The sequence below is a fragment of the Streptomyces hydrogenans genome (assembly GCF_014656075.1).
GTDB classification, from domain to species: Bacteria; Actinomycetota; Actinomycetes; order Streptomycetales; family Streptomycetaceae; genus Streptomyces; species Streptomyces hydrogenans.
Map to the genome: position 1 here is coordinate 1 of NZ_BNBS01000030.1, position 17,713 is coordinate 17,713.

Below are 17,713 nucleotides of genomic sequence, written 5' to 3' on the forward strand. Positions count from 1 at the left end.
CAGGGCGCGGACCCGCGCCAGCCGGCCGGGCCGGAGCCCGTCGGCCTCGCGCGGACCGCCGTCGCCGCCCTCGCGCGGGCCGGGGACGCCGACGCGGTCGCCGTACGGGGTCCCGACGCCCTCGCTGTACGGGGTCCCGACGCCGTCGCCGTACGCGGTCCCGACGCCCTCGCCGTACGCGGTCCCGACGCCCTCGCCGTACGCGGTGCCCTGCCCGTCCCCGCCCCCGTTCCCGTACGCGGTGCCCTGCCCGTCCCCGGCGCCGTTCCCGTACGCGGACCGGGGACCGTTCCCGTACACGGACCGGTCACCGTTCCCGTACACGGGCCCGTGGCCGTTCCCGTACGCGGACCCGTGGCCGGCAGCGTGACCGGGAACGTGGTCGGCCCCGGGCCCGCCACCCTGACCGTCCCCGTGCGCCGTCCCCCCGTGGAGGTCCGCGTCGGGCCCCGGCTCCTCGCCGGGGACGCAGGTCCTCACAGGGGTCCGAAGCGGTAGCCGAAGCCGCGCAGGGTCTGGATGTAGCGGGGGTCGCCGGGGGTGTCCTCGATCTTGGCGCGCAGCCGCCGCACACAGGCGTCCACGAGGCGGGCGTCGCCGTGGTAGTTGTGCTCCCAGACGTGCTCCAGGAGCTGCTGGCGGCTGAAGACCTGCTCGGGGGCGGCGGTGAGGTGGAGCAGCAGCTTGAGCTCGGAGGGGGCGAGGGCGAGCCGTTCGCCGCTCTTGGCGACGGTGAGGCCGGCCCGGTCGACGGCGAGGGCGCCGTGGTGCTCGATGGCGGGGCGGCCGCCGCCGGGCTCCTCGATGCGGCGCAGGACGGCCCGGATGCGGGCCTCGATGACCTCGGTGCGGGCGGGCTTCACGATGTAGTCGTCGGCGCCCGCCTCCAGGCCGATGACCACGTCGAAGTCGTCGCCGCGGGCGGTGAGCATGATGATCGGCAGCTGGCTGCTCTCGCGGACCCGGCGGCAGACCTGGACGCCGTTCATGCCGGGCAGCATGAGGTCGAGCAGCAGCAGGTCGGGGCGGAACTCGCCGAGGGCGGCGAGGCCGGCCTCGCCGGTGGCGGCGGTGCGCACCTCGTGGCCGCGGCGCCGGAGCCCGAGCTCGACGCCTTCGCGGACCGAGGGGTCGTCTTCGATGAGGAGCACACGGGGCATGCGTGGAGTATCCCAAGGTCGGTGGGGGCGCCGGAGGGGAGCCCCCGGTGATCAGGTCCGGCGGGTGAGCCGGGCGGCGGATGCCGTCAGGAGGGCGGAGACCTCGGTGAGCCGCAGCGGGCGGGCGAGGAGGACGAAGGTGGCGAGGACGGCGGCCGCGCCGCTGAGGCCGGAGACGACGGCGCCCGCGGCGGCGGTGCTCTCGACGGCGAAGAGGCCGTAGCCGGCGCCGGGGACGGCGGCGAGCAGCAGCCGGCCGAGGCCGGTGCCGCCGTCGGCGGCCGGGAGGCGCCGCCGGAGGACGTACCCGGTGAGGGCCCAGCCCGCCCAGAGGGCGAGGGAGTAGCCGGCGGCCATGCCGGTGACGGTCCAGCGGGTGGGCAGCCAGTGGTACGCGGCGAGGGACAGCAGCGCGTTGAGGCCGGCGATCACCAGGTTGAGCAGGAAGGGGGTGCGGGTGTCGCGGAGCGCGTAGAAGGCGCGGGTGCACACGTACTGCCCGGAGAGGGCGATCAGGCCGGGGGCGAGGGCCATCAGCGTCCAGGCCATGGCGCGGACGTCGGCGGCGTCGGTCGCGCCGTATCCGAAGACGACCGTCATCAGCGGGACGGCGAGGGCGAAGAGGGCGCAGGCGGCGGGGACGACGGCGGCCGCGGTGGTGCGCTGGGCGTAGCCGACGTCGCGGCGGACGGCGGCGAGGTCGCCGTCGGCGGCGGCGCCGCTCATGCGGGGCATGAGGGCGGTGACGAGGGAGACGGTGACGATGCCGTGCGGGACGGCCCACAGGAGGTAGGCGTTGTTGTACGCGGCGAGGCCGGCGCCGCCGGTGTGCGCGTCGGAGCCGGCGGAGGTGGCGACCCAGGTGGTGACCCAGTAGGCGGCCTGGTTGGTGAGGACGAGCAGGACGAGCCAGCCGGCGGCGCGCAGCGGGGCGGTGAGGCCGCTGCCGCGCCAGTCGAAGCGGGGCCGGAAGCGGAAGCGGGCGGCGCGCAGCGAGGGCAGCAGGGCGAGGGCCTGGGCGGCGATGCCGGCGGTGGTGCCCCAGCCGAGGAGGGCGGTCTCGCCCGCGGTGAGTTCCCCGCCGTCGCTGACGAGGAGGAAGAGGCCGAAGACGGCGACGACCACGACGTTGTTGAGGACCGGGGTCCACATCATGGCGCCGAAGCGGCCGCGGGCGTTGAGGACCTGGCCGAGGAGGGTGAAGAGGCCGAGGAAGAGGATCTGCGGGAGGCAGGCGCGGGTGAAGGCGATCGTGAGGTCCCGCTGGCCGCCGGTGTAGTCGGTGTAGCCGTCGACGAGGGCGGGCGCGGCGAGGACGGCGGCGGCGGTGAGGACGGTGAGGGCGAGCGCGCAGAGGGTGAGGAGGCGGTCGGTGTAGGCGGCGCCGCCGTCCGCGTGCTCCTTGGCGGCCTTGACCAGTTCGGGGACGAAGACGGCGTTGAGGGCGCCGCCGAGGAGGAGCATGTAGACGATGGTGGGGACGGAGTTGCCCACCGCGTAGCCGTCGGCGACGAGTCCGGCGCCGAGCGCGGCGGCGACGACGGCGGCGCGGACGAAGCCGGTGGCGCGGGAGACGAGCGAGCCGGCCGCCATGAAGGCGCCGCTGCGCAGTGCGGAGGGCGCCTTGCGGTGGGCGGTCGGCTCGGCGGTGAGCGTGGCGGTCATCGGCGGGCCATATACGCCTGGAAGGCGCGGTACAGCGCCTGGTTGGTCGTGCCGTGCATCGGTGTCTCCCACTCCCCCAGCGTCTCGACGACCTGTCCGCCCGTGCCGAGCTTCCAGCGCAGCAGCCCGTGGGCGCGGTCGTCCGGATCGAGGGTGGAGGGTACCCCGCGCAGGTCGTAGACGTCGGCGCCGAGGGCGTGGGCGTCGAGCAGCATGTGCCACTGGAGGGCGTTGGAGGGGCGGACCTCGCGGCGATGGTCGGCGGAGGCGCCGGTCTGGTACCAGACCCGCCGGCCGACGGTGATCATGGTGTGGGCGGCGAGGATCTCGCCCTCGTGGCGGGCGAGGTAGAGCTTCATGCGGCCGGGGTGCTCGGCGTTGAGGACGGCGTACTGGCGCTCGTAGTAGCCGAGGGAGCGGCCGAGGCGGAAGCCGTCGCGCTCCTCGGTGATCCGCAGCAGGCGGTGGAACTCGGGGAGGTCGGCGGCGGAGCCGACGGTGATCTCGACGCCGGACTTGCGGGCCTTGCGGACGTTGCGCCGCCACTCCTGGTTGAGGCCGGACCACAGGTCGTCGGGGGTGCGGCCGGTGAGCGGGACCTGGAAGACGTGGCGGGGCTGGGCGTCGGCGCCGTCCTCGGAGTCGCCGCCGCAGCGCTTCCAGCCGCGGGCGCGGAGCCGTTCGGCGACGGCGGTGCCGAGCGGGTCGACCTCGTCGGCGAGGACGTCGCCGAGCCGGCGGCCGGGGCCGGCGGCGGCCTTGACGGTGGGGGCGGTCCAGCGGCGGTGGGCGGGGCCGGGTCCGATGCGGACGGCGAAGGCGCCGGACGCCTTGAGGTGGGCGAGGAGCGGGTCGAGCCAGCGGTCGAGGTCGGGGTCGGCCCAGTCGGCGACGGGCCCCTCGGGGAGGTAGGCGAAGTGCTTGCGGGTGCCGGGGAAGGTCCGCAGCAGGACCAGGGCGACGCCGGTCAACTGTCCGGACTCGGGTCCCCAGCCGACGAGTTGGTGGCTCCATCCTTCCTTCACCTGCGCCCAGGAGGGGAGTTGGAGGAAGGAGGGGCCGTCCGCTCCCGTGCCGCGGGCGGCGAGGAAGGCGCGGTACACCTCGGGGGAGACGGGGCCGAGCCGGAGCGGGCCGGCGGGCACCGGCCCGGCGGCGGCACGGCGCTTCACGGGTGCGGGCGTCACGAGCAGCGCTGACACAACGAAGGCCTCCTTGGTTCTTCCGCGCCCTGGGTGGCGCGGCGCACAGCAGGCTCACAGCCGGATGAGACCGGTCCGCGCGGCGTGTGTGACGGGACGATGACCGTTCTTCATCAGCCCTCGTCACATGGGCCTCCGACCGGGCGAAGGCCGCTCGGAGGCGCCTAGAGTCCGGGCATCCCACCCTTTTCTCTCCTCTTCCGGAGGTGCTCCGTGCCGCCGATACGCCTGCCCCGGCCCGCCCTTGCCGCCGTCGCCCTCGTCGTCTCCCTCACCGCGTGTACGGCCCAGGCCGCGAGCGGGCCGGGTTCCCCGTCCGCCTCCTCGAAGGGGGGCGGGCAGGACGGTCCGCCCGCGAAGGTGACCGTGGTGGACCGGGCGGCCGGGAAGCCCGTGTCGGTGACGGCGGCCGGCGGGACGTTCTCGTCGGTGACGGTCACGGACGCCGAGGGCGGGAGGCTGGCCGGGAAGTCCGCCGAGGGCGGGGCCCGCTGGACCTCGGACCGCAAGGCGGCGCCGGGCACCTCGTACACGGTCGAGGCCGTCACCCGTACCGCCGGCGGGAAGGAGACCACGAGTCGGTCCACGTTCACCACGCCGGAGGCCGAGCGTGTCAACAAGCTGACGCTGGCGCCCGGGAAGAACACGACCGTCGGCATCGGGCAGCCGCTGTCGATCGTCTTCGACCGGCCGGTGACGCGGAAGGCCGACGTGGAGCGGCAGTTGAAGGTCACGACCTCGAACGGCACCGAGGGGTCCTGGGGCTGGGTGACCGACTACTCGGGGCGCGACCGGGTGGACTGGCGGCCCCGGGAGTACTGGAAGCCCGGCACGAAGGTCACGCTGGAGGCGGACCTGAACGGCACGGACTCGGGCGACGGCTGGTTCGTCCGGGACTACCGGACCGGTTTCACGATCGGCGCCGCGCAGGTCGTGAAGGTCGACCTGGACACCAAGCGGCTGACGCTGGTGAAGGACGGGCGGACGGTCCGGACGATCCCGGTCTCCGGCGGCACGCCCGGCGGCGACAAGCGGTCCTGGCGGGGCACGGCCGTCCTCATGGCGAAGGAGGGCACGATCAACATGAACTCGGAGACGGTCGGGCTCGGCGACGCCTACGACAAGATGGTCGACTACTCGATGCGGCTGACCTGGTCGGGGATGTACGCGCACGCGGCGCCGTGGAACGCGGGGAACTTCGGGCGGGCCAACAGGAGCTCGGGCTGCATCGGCATGAGCGACGCGGACGCGGCGTCCTTCTACGCGAGCGTCCACGTCGGCGACCCCTTCGAGATCAAGGGCGCCGACACGAAGGGCGTGGTCGCGGAGGGCAACGGCTACGGCGCGTGGAACCTGTCCTGGGCGGACTGGAAGGCGAAGAGCGCGCTGGGTTGAGCGGAGGGGCGCTCGCTCCGGTGGCGGCCGGCGGCGCACCGGTGCGGGCGCGGCACGGCCCGGTTCAGCTGTCCGCCGCCCAGACCAGCAGTTCCGCGGCGTCCCCCGCCGTCAGGGCCGGCGCCGGCTCGTCCGTGATCCGGGCCGCGTCGCCCTCCCCCAGTTCCCGGCCGGCCAGGGTCGCCGTCCCCCGCGCCACGTGCACGTAGACGGTGCCCCCGTCGGGGAGCCGGACATCCTCGCCCTTCCCCGGGCGGTGGACGGTCAGGGTCGCCCCCGCCGCCGGCAGGGCGTACGGGCCCCGGAGGTCCCTGACCAGGGTGTACGAGGGCTCCCCGCCGGTCTCGCGCGGGGCGAGCCACATCTGGACGAAGGCCAGGGGGGTGTCGCCGGCGTTGCGCTCGACGTGGCGGACGCCCGCCGCCGAGGAGAGGTGCTGGAGGTCGCCGGGGCGGATGACCGTCTCGTGGCCCGTGGTGTCGCGGTGGGTCAGCTCGCCCTCCACCACCCAGGTCACGATCTCCGTGTGGGAGTGCGGGTGCTCGTCGAAGCCCGCGCCGGGGGCGAGGCGCTCCTCGTTGACGGCGAGGAGCGGGCCGAAGCGGAGGTTGTCGGGGTCGTAGTGCGGCCCGAAGGACAGGGCGTGCCGGGTCTCGACGCCGGCCCCGGGGTCGCCGCCCGGGTACCGGTCGCCCGCGCGCTGGATGCGGATCACGCACCGTACGGTAGCCGGACCCGCGGCGGCGAAACCGCCCCGACCCCGCACGTCGGTGCCCGGATGAGGCAGTCTTGTCCCCGTGTCTGAACCCGCGAACGCCGCTCATCCGCACGCCGCCACCCTGAAGCGCCTCGAACAGTCCTCCGGACGGCTGGCCGCCAACGCCATCGCCCGCATGGACGAGACGCTGCCGTGGTACCGGGCGATGCCGCCCGAGAACCGCTCGTGGATCGGGCTGGTGGCGCAGGCCGGCATCGCCGCCTTCACCGAGTGGTTCCGGCACCCGGAGACCCCGCAGGCGATCTCGACGGACGTGTTCGGCACGGCGCCGCGCGAGCTGACCCGGGCGATCACGCTGCGGCAGACCGTGGAGATGGTCCGGACGACCATCGAGGTCATGGAGGTGGCGATCGAGGACGTCGCCGCGCCCGGCGACGAGTCGGTGCTGCGCGAGGCGCTGCTCGTGTACGCGCGGGAGATCGCCTTCGCGACCGCCCAGGTGTACGCGCAGGCGGCGGAGGCGCGGGGCGCCTGGGACGCGCGCCTGGAGTCGCTGGTGGTGAACGCGGTGCTGTCCGGCGAGGCCGACGAGGGCGCCGTGTCCCGGGCCGCCGCGCTCGGCTGGAACTCGCCCGACCACGTGTGCGTCGTCCTCGGCACCGCTCCGGACGGGGACAGCGAGCTGACCGTGGAGGCGATCCGGCGGGCCGCCCGGCACGCCAAGCTCCAGGTGCTCACCGGCGTCCTCGGCGACCGGCTCGTGGTGATCGCGGGCGGTTCGGACAATCCGCTCGGGGTGGCGAAGGCGCTGATCGGTCCGTACGCCCCGGGGGCGGTCGTGGCCGGTCCCGTGGTGCCCGACCTGCTGGCGGCGACGCGGTCCGCGCAGGCCGCCGCGGCCGGTCTGAAGGCGTGCACGGCGTGGCAGGACGCGCCCCGGCCGGTGCTCGCGGACGATCTTCTGCCGGAGCGCGCGATCGCCTCCGACCCTTCGGCGCGCGAGCAGTTGGTGGAGGAGATCTACAGACCGCTGGAGGAAGCCGGTTCGGCACTGCTGGAAACTCTGAGTGTCTATCTGGAGCAGGCCAGCAGTCTCGAAGGCGCGGCGAGAATGCTCTTCGTCCACCCGAACACCGTGCGCTACCGGCTCCGACGTGTGACCGACGTCACCGGCTGGTCACCCTCCGACGTCCGTTCCGCCTTCACCCTGCGGATCGCCCTGATCCTCGGGCGCTTGGCCGACGCGGACGGGCAGTCCTAGACTTTTGTCGGACACCAACAATTACCCCGACGGTTCTTCGTCCTAGTCCCCACGGGCGCCGGACACCGTCCCCAAGAGAGAGTGTGAGGGTGCTCGTACTCGTCGCTCCCGGCCAAGGCGCCCAGACGCCCGGCTTCCTGACTCCCTGGCTCGAACTCCCCGGCGCCGCCGACCGCCTCGCGGCCTGGTCGGACGCCATCGGGCTCGACCTCGTCCACTACGGCACGAAGGCGGACGCGGACGAGATCCGTGACACCGCCGTGGCCCAGCCGCTGCTCGTCGCGGCCGGCCTCCTCTCCGCCGCCGCCCTCGGCGACGTCACCCCCGGCGCGGTCGCCGGCCACAGCGTCGGCGAGTTCACCGCGGCCGCCTTCGCGGGCGTCCTCGACGCCACCGCCGCCCTGAAGCTGGTCCGCACCCGCGGCCTGGCGATGGCCGAGGCCGCCGCGATCGCCCCCACGGGCATGTCGGCGCTGCTCGGCGGCGACCCCGAGGTGACCGTCCCGCACCTGGAGAAGCTGGGCCTGACCCCGGCCAACGTGAACGGCGCGGGCCAGATCGTGGCCGCCGGCACGCTGGAGCAGCTGGCCGCCCTGGAGGCGGACAAGCCCGAGGGCGTCCGCCGGGTCGTCGCGCTCAAGGTCGCCGGCGCCTTCCACACGCACCACATGGCCCCCGCGGTCGCCACCCTGGAGCAGGCCGCGAAGGAGCTGGCCCCGGCCGACCCGACCGTGCCGTACGTCTCCAACAAGGACGGGCGGACCGTCGACACCGGCGCCGAGGTCCTCGCGCGCCTGGTCGGCCAGGTCGCCAACCCGGTGCGCTGGGACCTGTGCATGGAGACCTTCCAGGCCCTCGGCGCCACCGCGCTGGTCGAGGTCTGCCCCGGCGGCACCCTCACCGGCATCGCCAAGCGCGCGCTCCCGGGCGTGGCCACCGTGGCCCTCAAGACCCCCGACGACCTGGACGCGGCCCGTACGCTCGTCGCCGAGCACACGGCCGTCTGACGAGGAGTGTCGAGAAGCATGTCGAAGATCAAGCCCAGCAAGGGCGCCCCGTACGCGCGGATCATGGGCGTCGGCGGCTACCGCCCGTCCCGGGTCGTGCCCAACGAGGTGATCCTCGAGAAGATCGACTCGTCCGACGAGTGGATCCGCTCGCGCTCGGGCATCTCCACCCGCCACTGGGCCTCGCCCGAGGAGACCGTCACCGCCATGTCGGTAGAGGCCTCCGGGAAGGCGATCGCCGAGGCCGGGATCACCCCGGAGCAGATCGGCGCCGTCGTCGTCTCCACGGTCTCGCACTTCAAGCAGACCCCGGCCGTCGCCACCGAGATCGCCGACAAGATCGGCGCCGGGAAGCCGGCCGCGTTCGACATCTCCGCGGGCTGTGCCGGCTTCGGCTACGGCCTCACCCTGGCCAAGGGCATGATCGTCGAGGGTTCGGCGGAGTACGTCCTGGTCATCGGCGTGGAGCGGCTCAGCGACCTGACGGACCTGGAGGACCGCGCGACGGCCTTCCTGTTCGGCGACGGCGCCGGCGCCGTCGTGGTCGGCCCCTCCGACGTGCCGCACATCGGCCCCACGGTCTGGGGTTCCGAGGGCGACAAGTCGGAGACGATCAAGCAGACCGTGCCGTGGAACGAGTTCCACGTCGGCGACGTCTCCAAGCTTCCGCTCAACGAGGCCGGCGAGATCAAGTTCCCGGCCATCACGCAGGAGGGCCAGGCGGTGTTCCGCTGGGCCGTCTTCGAGATGGCCAAGGTGGCCCAGCAGGCGCTCGACGCCGCCGGCATCTCGGCGGACGACCTGGACGTCTTCATCCCGCACCAGGCCAACATGCGGATCATCGACTCGATGGTGAAGACCCTGAAGCTGCCGGAGCACGTCACGGTCGCCCGTGACGTCGAGACCACCGGCAACACCTCGGCCGCCTCGATCCCGCTCGCGATGGAGCGGCTCCTGGCGACCGGACAGGCGAAGAGCGGCGACACCGCGCTCGTCATCGGCTTCGGGGCGGGTCTCGTGTTCGCCGCGACGGTCGTTACTCTCCCCTAGGCGACCGGGATCTCCCGGAAGCCCCCCTTTTACCGAAGTCACCGCAAGAAGGAGCGCCACTATGGCTCACACCCAGGAGCAGCTCGTCGAGGGTCTCGCCGAGATCGTGAACGAGATCGCCGGCATCCCGGTCGAGGACGTCCAGCTGGACAAGTCCTTCACCGACGACCTGGACGTCGACTCGCTGTCCATGGTCGAGGTCGTCGTCGCCGCCGAGGAGCGCTTCGACGTGAAGATCCCCGACGAGGACGTCAAGAACCTCAAGACCGTCGGCGACGCCGTCGACTACATCCTCAAGCACCAGGCCTGATTCGGCCCTGGTGGACCAGGCCCCACCGGGCCCGGTCCCCGCTGATTCGGTCCGCCACCCGGCGGTGGCGCCGTCTTTCGACCATCACACACATGGAGAACGAATTCCTGTGAGCCCGACCAATCGCACCGTGGTCGTCACCGGTATCGGCGCAACCACACCGCTGGGTGGCGACTCCGCATCGACCTGGGAAGGTCTTCTTGCGGGACGCTCCGGTGTCAAGCCCCTGGAGGGCGAGCGCTTCGCCGAACTGCCCGTCCAGATCGCCGCGTCCGCCGCGGTGGACCCGGGTGAGGTCCTGCCCCGCCCGCTCGCCCGCAAGCTGGACCGCTCCGCGCAGTTCGCGCTGATCGCGGCGCGTGAGGCGTGGGCCGACGCGGGCTTCACCGCCCCCGCCGGCGAGGACGCGTCCGTCACCCCGGAGCGGCTCGGCTCCGTGATCGCCTCCGGCATCGGCGGCGTCACGACCCTGCTCGACCAGTACGACGTGCTCAAGGAGAAGGGCGTCCGCCGCGTCTCCCCGCACACCGTGCCCATGCTCATGCCGAACGGCCCGTCCGCCAACGTGGGCCTGGAGGTGAACGCCCGCGCCGGCGTCCACACCCCGGTCTCCGCCTGCGCGTCCGGCGCCGAGGCGATCGGCTACGCCATCGAGATGATCCGCAGCGGCCGTGCCGACGTGGTCGTCGCCGGCGGCACCGAGGCCGCGATCCACCCGCTGCCCATCGCCGCCTTCGCCAACATGATGGCGATGTCCAAGAACAACGACGAGCCGACGAAGGCCTCGCGCCCCTACGACACCGGCCGCGACGGCTTCGTGCTCGGCGAGGGCGCCGGCGTGGTGATCCTGGAGTCCGAGGAGCACGCCAAGGCCCGCGGCGCGAAGATCTACTGCGAGGCGATCGGCCAGGGCCTGTCGGCCGACAGCCACCACATCGCGCAGCCCGAGCCGTCCGGCCGGGGCATCGCCTCCGCGCTCCAGCACCTGCTGGACACCACCGACCTGAAGCCCGCCGAGGTCGTGCACCTCAACGCGCACGCCACGTCGACGCCGCAGGGCGACGTCGCCGAGATCAAGGCGCTGCGGAAGGTCTTCGGCGACGACCTGGACCACGTGGCGGTCTCCGCGACCAAGTCGATGACCGGCCACCTCCTCGGCGGCGCCGGCGGCATCGAGACCGTCGCGACCGTCCTGGCCCTGCACCACCGCCTGGCCCCGCCGACCATCAACGTCGGCGAGCTGGACCCGGAGGTCGACGCCGACATCGTCCGCGACACCCCCCGCGAGCTCCCCCAGGGCACCATCGCCGCCGTCAACAACTCGTTCGGCTTCGGCGGCCACAACGTCGTCCTGGCGTTCCGCTCGGTCTGACCCGGCCCTTCCCGGCCCGAGGCCCGCTCCCCGTCCGGGGGGCGGGCCTCCGCCGTGTCAGGACGGGCCGTCGGCCGGGTGCGGCCCGCCTCCCGCCGGGGCGGGTCCGCCGGGTGCGGTGGAGGGGGCGGCGGCCTCCGTCGCGACCGTGCCGGTCTCCGGCCGCAGGGCCTCGTACCCGGCGATGCCCAGGGGCCCTCCGGCGAGCAGGCCGACGAGGACGCAACAGAAGGCGAGCACGTCGAACCAGGCGTCGAACCACTTCTCGGCCGCGGGCCTGGCCTCGGCCCGGTCACCCGGCGCCGCGCCCGGCCCCCTCTCCGGTTCCGGTTCCGCGTCCAGGTCCGGGAGCAGGCCGCCGAAGACGGCGAAGAGCCCGACCGCCAGGACCAGCAGGCCGAGGGCCCAGGCCATCAGGGCGCCGGTCGGGTCGCCGTCCACCAGTTGGTAGACGAAGCCCGACAGGAGCACCAGGGCCCCGCTCAGCGCCGTCGCCGCCGCCAGGACGGCCGCCGATGCCAGCGTTCCGCGCAGACCCGTCACGTGCGTCCCCCCGCCCGGCGCGCCCCTGCGCGCCTCGGGGCGGGAAGCTACCGGGCCCGGGTGAACGGGCTCAGACGACCTGGTGAAGCCAGCGGACCGGGGCGCCCTCGCCGGCGTAGCGGAAGGGTTCGAGTTCGTCGTCCCAGGGCTTGCCGAGGAGTCGGGCGACCTCGGCCTCCAGGACCGTCTCGCCCTGCGCGGCGCGGGCGAGCGCGGCGCGGAGCCGGTCCTCGGGGACGAGGATGTCGCCGTGCATGCCGGTGACGGCGTGGAAGATGCCCAGGTCGGGGGTGGCGCTGTAACGCTCGCCCTCGGCGGTGGCGCAGGGTTCGGCGGTCACCTCGAAGCGCAGCATCTGCCAGCCGCGCAGCGCGGAGGCGAGTTTGGAGGCGGTGCCGGTCTCGCCCCGCCAGGAGAACTCCGCTCTCCAGGTGCCGGGCGCCGCGGGCTGGCGGATCCAGTCGAGCTGGACCCTCGCACCGAGGACGCCCCCCACCGCCCATTCGACGTGCGGGCAGAGCGCGCGCGGTGCGGAGTGTACGTACAGGACTCCACGTGTCGTCACCGGGACCTCCAGTGTGGGACGAGGTTCGCCTTCCCAGCGGCCTCAGTAAACAGCATCAGGAGAAGAACTCCGCAAACCTTCTGAAAAGGGACAGCATGTGACGTGATGTAATTTACCGGAGCCGGTCGGCGCGGGCGCGCCGCTGGTTCGACGGGGGAAAAGCTACCGTGCCGCGCCGTCATCAGGGTGACGTACGGTCGGTCCGGGGGCGGGTGAACACGAAGCTTTCACTCGCCAGGACGTCAGCACGAAGGAGGGGGCCGGTGCCGTACGGCCGACGCCGCATCCGTACCGCCGTCGTGGGAGCGGTGCTCGCGGTCGCCGCGCTCGCGGGCTGTACCGGCTCGCCCGCGCCCCGGACCGGAGCGGCCGCCTCGACGGGACCGACGCCCACGCCCACGCCCACCCCCACGCCGGTCTCCCCGTGGGACGACTCCCCCGCCTCCGTCGCCGCCGTCGGCGACTCCGTCACGCGGGCGTTCGACGCCTGCTCGCTGCTGGCGGACTGTCCGGAGGCGTCCTGGGCGACCGGGACGGACCCGGCGGTGAACAGCCTGGCGCTGCGGCTGCTCGGCCCGGGCCGGGTGGCCGAGAACAGCTGGAACCTGGCCCGCAGCGGCGCCCGGGTGGCGGCGCTGCCGGAGCAGATGGGGCGGGCGGCGGCGCGGCGGCCGGAGCTGGTCACGGTGATGATCGGCGCCAACGACGCCTGCCGGCCGACGCCCGCGGGGATGACGCCGGTGGCGGAGTTCCGCCGGTCGTTCGAGGCGTCGCTGGCCCGGCTGCGGAAGGACGCCCCGAAGGCGCGGGTGTACGTGGCGAGCGTGCCGGACCTGCGGCGGCTGTGGGACACCGGCCGGGCGAACCCGCTGGTGCGGCGGGTCTGGGAGCTGGGCGTCTGCGGCGCGATGCTGGCGGACCCGGAGGACCTGGGCGCGGCGGCGGAGCGGCGGCGGACGGCGGTGCGCGACCGGGTGGTGGCGTACAACGAGGTGCTGGCCGAGGTGTGCGCGCGGGACGAGCGCTGCCGGTACGACGGCGGCGCGGTCTTCGGGTTCCGCTTCGACGAGTCGCTGCTGAGCACCTGGGACTGGTTCCACCCGAGCCGCGAGGGGCAGGCGCGGCTGGCGGAGCTGGCGTACCGGAGGATCACGGAGAAGTAGCCCCGGGGCGGGCGTCAGGTCCGCCCCGGGGCCGGTCAGGGGGCCTACGGCTCCACGGTGGTGCTGAGCCGGAGGTCGGCCAGCGAGTGCGCGGCGTGCAGCTCGTAGCGGCCGGGGACGACGGTCCAGGCGTTCTTCTCCTCGTCCCAGATCTCGAATGCGCGGCGCGGGAGCCGGATCACCGCTTCGACGGTCTCGCCGGGCGCGGCCTCGACCCCGCCGAAGGCGGCGAGCCAGCGGGCGGGGCGTTCGACGGTGTCCCGGACCGGGGCGAGGTAGAGCTGGACGGTCTCGCGGCCGGGGCGGTCGCCGGTGTTGGTGAGGCGGACGGTGACCGACTCGGCCGTGGCCTCCAGGGCGTCGTACGACCAGCCGGTGTAGCCGAGGCCGTGGCCGAAGGGGTACGCGGGGGCGGCGCCGGCCCGGTCCCAGGCGCGGTAGCCGATGAACAGGCCCTCGGTGTAGTCGAGGACGCCGCCGGTGGGGGTGACCTCGGTGACGGGGACGTCGGCGAGGGCGACCGGCCAGGTGGTGGGGAGGCGGCCGCCGGGCTCCTCGGCGCCGGTGAGGACGTCGGCGAGGGCGTCGCCGCCCTCCTGGCCGGGGAACCAGCTGAGGAGGATCGCGGCGACGTCGTCGCGCCAGGGCAGTTCGACCGGGGAGCCGGCGTTGACGACGACGACCGTGTTCGGGTTGACGGCGGCGACGGCGCGGACGAGGTCGTCCTGGCGGCCGGGGAGGGCGAGGTCCTTGCGGTCGAAGCCCTCGGACTCGACGCGCTCGGTGGTGGCGACGACCACGACGGCGGTGTCGGCGCCGCGGGCGGCCTCGACGGCTTCGGCGATCAGTTCGTCGGGGTCACGACGGGGACCGAGGTGGACGAAGGAGAACATCACCGCGGGAAGCGGGGCGGCGAACTCCTTGTCGAGGACGTGCCGGAGGGAGACCTCGACGGTCGCGCCCGCGGTGAGCTCGACGGTGCCGCGCTCGACCGGGGAGCCGAAGAACGCCTCGAAGGGGTCGGTCTCGGGGCCCAGGGCCTGGACGCCGTCGAAGAGTTCGCGTCCGTCGACGGTGAGGGTGAAGGCGCCGAGGCCGCGGGTGCCGAAGGCGTGCGCGCCGGTCTCGCGCGGGGTGAAGCGGCCGGTGACCTCGATGGAGGCGAGGGCGTCGTGGGTGACGCCGGCCGGGAGGTCGTCGCCGATCCACTGGACCTGGCCGTTGGGCAGGCTGCCTTCGCCGAGGACGTTCCCGTCGGCGTCGCGGCAGACCGCGCGGAGCTCGAAGCCCTGGTCGGCGGGGGCGAGTTCCTCGCTGGGGTCGGCGCCGACGGTGTAGGAGAGGGATGCCCCGCCGGGAAGTGCCGCGAGGGCGGCGGTGAGGCCGGCGAGCGGGGAGACGACGTGCTCGGGGAAGACCTGGGCGGAGCCGCCGCCGAGGACGCGGGCGTCGCGGGCGGCGGCGCCGGAGAGGGCGACGGTGCCGGGCTTCAGGGGCAGCGCGCCGTTCTCGTTGCGGACGAGGACGAAGGCGCGGCGGGCGATCTCGCGGGCGAGGGCGTCGCCGTCGATCGCGGCGGGGTGCTCGGTGACGGCGGCGGGGGCGCCTTCGAGGGCGCCGACGCGGGCGGCGAGCCGGAGCACGTTCCGTACGGCGGCGTCGACGGCGGACTCCTCGACCTCGCCGGCCCGGACGGCGGCGGCGAGGTTCTCGCCGTAGACGGTGTCGGGGCCGGGCATGGCCACGTCGAGGCCGCCGGTGATGTCGCCGGTGGTGGAGCGGGCGGCCATCCAGTCGGAGACGTTGTAGCCGTCGAAGCCCCACTCGCCGCGCAGGACCTCGTTGACGAGGTGGTGGTGCTCGGTCATCGTCACGCCGTTGACCTGGTTGTAGGCGGTCATGATGCCCCAGGGGTGGGCATTGGCGACGATCGCCTCGAAGGGCGCGAGGTAGAGCTCGCGGAGCGGGCGCGGGGCGATCCTGTTGTCGACGGTGAAGCGGTCGGTCTCGGCGTCGTTGGCGACGAAGTGCTTGACGGTGGTGCCGACGCCGCCGTCCTGGACGCCCTGGACGTAGCCGGTCCCGATGGCGCCGGTGAGGTACGGGTCCTCGCTGTACGCCTCGAAGTGGCGGCCGCCGAGCGGGGTGCGGTGCAGGTTGACCGTGGGGGCCAGCAGCACGTGGACGCCCTTGCGGCGGGCCTCCTGGGCGAGGAGCCGGCCGGCCCGGCGGGCGAGGGCGGGGTCCCAGGTGGCGGCGAGCGCGGTCGGGGACGGCAGCGCGACGGACGGGTCGTCGGCGGTCCAGCGGACGCCGCGGACGCCGATGGGCCCGTCGGACATCACGATCGAGGCGAGCCCGATCTCCGGCAGGGCGGGCAGGGACCACATGTCCTGGCCGCCGAGCAGCCGGGTCTTGGCGTCCAGGCCGAGCCGGCCGAGCGCCGCCTCGACGGCCGCCTCGCGCACCGCGTCCTCGTTCACGTCCGTCACGTCCGTACCTCCGCGTTGAAGTGGTGATGCGGACATCATGGACCCACCTACCTGTAGATCGGTAGGCAATGTAATCTTTTCGTTATTTCCACGATGGCGTACGGTCCTGGGGACGGGGACCTGCGGAGAGGGGGCCGACCGATGGCACGGACCAGGAGCGAGGAGCGCCGCGCGGAGATCCTGCGCGCCGCCCTGGAGGTGATCGCCGAGCGCGGCTACCGGGGGGCCACGCTCGGCTCCGTCGCGGAGCGCGTCGGACTGACCCAGCAGGGCCTGCTGCACTACTTCCCCACCAAGGAGGCGCTGCTCGTCGCCGTCCTGGAGGAGCGCGACCGGTGGGACACCAGCGGCGGCCGCGACCGCGAGGGCTGGCGGTTGGACCTGCTCGAATCGCTGGTCGAGTACAACGCGATGCGGCCCGGCATCGTGCAGACCTTCTCCGCCCTGCTCGGCGAGAGCGTCACCGACGGCCACCCGGCGCGGGCGTTCTTCACCGAGCGGTACGCGCAGGTGCGGGCCAACATGGCGGACGTGCTGCGCCTGGAGTTCGGCGAGCGGCTGCCGGGCGGCCTCACCCCGGAGCGGGCGGCGCCGCTGCTCACCGCCGTGATGGACGGCCTCCAGTACCAGTGGCTGCTCGACCCGGCCTCCGTCGACATGCCGGGCGCCTTCCGGGACTTCCTCCGGCTGCTGGCGGGATCCGCGGAGCGGTAGCCCGCGCCGGAGCGGACCGGCACGGCGACGGGTGCGGGGCCGACGGGATTCGAACCCGCGCGAGCCGGCCGCCAGGTCCGGCGGCCGCTCCCTCTCCCCGGGCCTCGGGGACCTCCTCGGCCCGGCTCCGCAATCGCCCGCTCTGCCACGGCCCCGCACCCTGCGGGGCCGCGCGCGGCCCCGGTGCCCGGCAGTGTAGGCCGCCGCGCGGACTGCGACGATGGGCCCATGCTGATCGCCACCGCCCAGTTCGCCCCGGTCGCCGGGGACGTCGAGGCCAATGTCCGTACGATCGCCGGTCTCGTCCGGGAGGCCGGGGCCGCCGGCGCCCGGCTGGTCGTCTTCGCCGAGCTCTCGCTCACCGGGTACGAGCCGGCCCTGATCCGGGAGGACCCGTCGCTGGTCCTCACCGAGGACGACCCGCGCCTCGAACCCGTCCGCGCGGCCTGCCGGGCGGCGGGGACGGCGGCCGTCGTCAACGGACCGGTGCGCGGCGGGGGTCCGCTGCCCGGCCTCGCCACGCTGGTGATCGGCCCGGACGGCGCGCCGCTGGCCCGCTACGACAAGCGGCACCTCTACCACGGGGCCGAGCAGGAGACCTTCACGGCCGGCACGGCCGACGGGCGGTTCACGCTCGACGGGCTCCGGTTCGCGCTCGCGACCTGCTACGACAACCGGTTCCCCGAGCCGGCCGAGCGGGCCGCCGCCGACGGCTGCGCGGTCTATCTGGCCAGCTCGATGCTGGAGGCGGAGAACGACTCCTTCGAGACCGTCTATCCGGTCCGGGCCCGGGACTTCGGGCTGTACGTGGCGCTCGGCAACGCGCTGGGCCGCTGCGAGATCGGCGAGGGCGGCGGCAGGGCCGGGATCTGGGGGCCGGACGGCGGGCGGCTCGCGGACGCGGGCCCGGGGAAGCCGGGGTTCGTCCTCGCCGAGGTGGGCTGAGCCCGCTCGTCCCGAGCGGCCCCGGGCACGCGGAAGGGCCGGGCCGCCGTGGGACTCCGGCGGCCCGGCCCGGGCGGACGTGCGACGGAACCCCCGGTCCGCCGCACGCCCTCCCGCCCCGGGAGCGGGGCGTCAGGACCCCGCCCCCGGG

General features: G+C 74.2%; 16 protein-coding genes and 1 pseudogene. 9 read left to right on the forward strand and 8 right to left on the reverse strand.

What is annotated here, in order from left to right; all coding sequences use genetic code 11:
- The 4 genes and pseudogenes from IE321_RS15245 to IE321_RS15260 all read right to left on the reverse strand — a co-directional run.
- Window positions 1-300, reverse strand: a pseudogene (locus tag IE321_RS15245) (ATP-binding protein); the annotation flags it as partial.
- Between the two features lie 176 nt (window positions 301-476).
- Window positions 477-1,160: a response regulator gene (locus IE321_RS15250; RefSeq protein WP_043226310.1), complete on the reverse strand. Its 684-nt coding sequence runs from the start codon at window positions 1,158-1,160 to the stop codon at window positions 477-479.
- A 51-nt stretch (window positions 1,161-1,211) separates the two neighbouring features.
- Window positions 1,212-2,825: a murein biosynthesis integral membrane protein MurJ gene (murJ, locus tag IE321_RS15255; RefSeq protein WP_043226308.1), complete on the reverse strand. Its 1,614-nt coding sequence runs from the start codon at window positions 2,823-2,825 to the stop codon at window positions 1,212-1,214.
- Window positions 2,822-3,970: a lipid II:glycine glycyltransferase FemX gene (locus tag IE321_RS15260; RefSeq protein WP_372470237.1), complete on the reverse strand. Its 1,149-nt coding sequence runs from the start codon at window positions 3,968-3,970 to the stop codon at window positions 2,822-2,824. Before IE321_RS15260 ends, murJ begins: the two co-directional genes overlap by 4 nt.
- A 270-nt stretch (window positions 3,971-4,240) precedes the next feature.
- On the opposite strand from IE321_RS15260, the gene IE321_RS15265 reads away from it, so the two are divergent.
- Window positions 4,241-5,422, forward strand: a complete 1,182-nt coding sequence (locus IE321_RS15265; protein WP_190223290.1) for a L,D-transpeptidase — start codon at window positions 4,241-4,243, stop codon at window positions 5,420-5,422.
- A 64-nt stretch (window positions 5,423-5,486) separates the two neighbouring features.
- Here IE321_RS15265 and IE321_RS15270 read toward each other — a convergent pair whose 3' ends face one another.
- Window positions 5,487-6,137 (reverse strand): pirin family protein, encoded by a 651-nt coding sequence (locus tag IE321_RS15270; protein WP_190223291.1) that lies wholly within the window; start codon window positions 6,135-6,137, stop codon window positions 5,487-5,489.
- A gap of 82 nt (window positions 6,138-6,219) precedes the next feature.
- Here IE321_RS15270 and fasR point away from each other — a divergent pair, with 82 nt between their 5' ends.
- The 5 genes from fasR to fabF all read left to right on the forward strand — a co-directional run bounded on the left by fasR (window position 6,220) and on the right by fabF (window position 11,140).
- The gene (gene fasR / locus IE321_RS15275) at window positions 6,220-7,401 is read left to right on the forward strand and encodes a fatty acid biosynthesis transcriptional regulator FasR (RefSeq protein ID WP_043226301.1); all 1,182 of its coding nucleotides are present in this window, start codon (window positions 6,220-6,222) and stop codon (window positions 7,399-7,401) included.
- 89 nt (window positions 7,402-7,490) lie between these two features.
- The gene (locus tag IE321_RS15280) at window positions 7,491-8,408 is read left to right on the forward strand and encodes an ACP S-malonyltransferase (protein ID WP_043226299.1); all 918 of its coding nucleotides are present in this window, start codon (window positions 7,491-7,493) and stop codon (window positions 8,406-8,408) included.
- Between the two features lie 18 nt (window positions 8,409-8,426).
- Window positions 8,427-9,458, forward strand: a complete 1,032-nt coding sequence (locus IE321_RS15285) for a ketoacyl-ACP synthase III (protein WP_043226298.1) — start codon at window positions 8,427-8,429, stop codon at window positions 9,456-9,458.
- Window positions 9,459-9,519: 61 nt separating this feature from the next.
- Window positions 9,520-9,768: an acyl carrier protein gene (locus IE321_RS15290; RefSeq protein WP_043226296.1), complete on the forward strand. Its 249-nt coding sequence runs from the start codon at window positions 9,520-9,522 to the stop codon at window positions 9,766-9,768.
- Between the two features lie 109 nt (window positions 9,769-9,877).
- The gene (gene fabF, locus IE321_RS15295; RefSeq protein ID WP_190223292.1) at window positions 9,878-11,140 is read left to right on the forward strand and encodes a beta-ketoacyl-ACP synthase II; all 1,263 of its coding nucleotides are present in this window, start codon (window positions 9,878-9,880) and stop codon (window positions 11,138-11,140) included.
- A 57-nt stretch (window positions 11,141-11,197) separates the two neighbouring features.
- Here the strand turns inward: fabF and IE321_RS15300 are convergent, their stop codons facing one another.
- Window positions 11,198-11,683: a hypothetical protein gene (locus IE321_RS15300; protein WP_190223293.1), complete on the reverse strand. Its 486-nt coding sequence runs from the start codon at window positions 11,681-11,683 to the stop codon at window positions 11,198-11,200.
- A gap of 70 nt (window positions 11,684-11,753) precedes the next feature.
- Window positions 11,754-12,248, reverse strand: a complete 495-nt coding sequence (locus IE321_RS15305; RefSeq protein WP_043226291.1) for a DUF3145 domain-containing protein — start codon at window positions 12,246-12,248, stop codon at window positions 11,754-11,756.
- Window positions 12,249-12,511: 263 nt separating this feature from the next.
- On the opposite strand from IE321_RS15305, the gene IE321_RS15310 reads away from it, so the two are divergent.
- Complete coding sequence (locus IE321_RS15310) at window positions 12,512-13,411, forward strand: SGNH/GDSL hydrolase family protein (protein WP_190223294.1); 900 nt, start codon at window positions 12,512-12,514, stop codon at window positions 13,409-13,411.
- 44 nt (window positions 13,412-13,455) lie between these two features.
- Here IE321_RS15310 and IE321_RS15315 read toward each other — a convergent pair whose 3' ends face one another.
- On the reverse strand, window positions 13,456-15,939 hold the full coding sequence (locus IE321_RS15315) for a glycoside hydrolase family 3 protein (protein ID WP_190223327.1): 2,484 nt from the start codon (window positions 15,937-15,939) through the stop codon (window positions 13,456-13,458).
- Window positions 15,940-16,044: 105 nt separating this feature from the next.
- On the opposite strand from IE321_RS15315, the gene IE321_RS15320 reads away from it, so the two are divergent.
- Both IE321_RS15320 and IE321_RS15325 read left to right on the forward strand, forming a co-directional pair.
- Window positions 16,045-16,617 carry a TetR/AcrR family transcriptional regulator gene (locus IE321_RS15320; protein WP_043226290.1) on the forward strand — a complete coding sequence of 191 codons (573 nt, stop codon included), beginning with the start codon at window positions 16,045-16,047 and terminating at the stop codon, window positions 16,615-16,617.
- Between the two features lie 228 nt (window positions 16,618-16,845).
- Window positions 16,846-17,562: a carbon-nitrogen hydrolase family protein gene (locus IE321_RS15325; RefSeq protein WP_190223295.1), complete on the forward strand. Its 717-nt coding sequence runs from the start codon at window positions 16,846-16,848 to the stop codon at window positions 17,560-17,562.
- Window positions 17,563-17,713: the final 151 nt, after the last annotated feature.

Coding starts and splice junctions, on each gene's coding strand:
- IE321_RS15325 (WP_190223295.1), top strand. CDS start 16,846: ATGCTGATCGCCACCGCCCAGTTCGCCCCGGTCGCCGGGGACGTCGAG.
- IE321_RS15315 (WP_190223327.1), bottom strand. CDS start 15,939: ATGTCCGCATCACCACTTCAACGCGGAGGTACGGACGTGACGGACGTG.
- IE321_RS15250 (WP_043226310.1), bottom strand. CDS start 1,160: ATGCCCCGTGTGCTCCTCATCGAAGACGACCCCTCGGTCCGCGAAGGC.
- IE321_RS15285 (WP_043226298.1), top strand. CDS start 8,427: ATGTCGAAGATCAAGCCCAGCAAGGGCGCCCCGTACGCGCGGATCATG.
- IE321_RS15290 (WP_043226296.1), top strand. CDS start 9,520: ATGGCTCACACCCAGGAGCAGCTCGTCGAGGGTCTCGCCGAGATCGTG.
- IE321_RS15320 (WP_043226290.1), top strand. CDS start 16,045: ATGGCACGGACCAGGAGCGAGGAGCGCCGCGCGGAGATCCTGCGCGCC.
- murJ (WP_043226308.1), bottom strand. CDS start 2,825: ATGACCGCCACGCTCACCGCCGAGCCGACCGCCCACCGCAAGGCGCCC.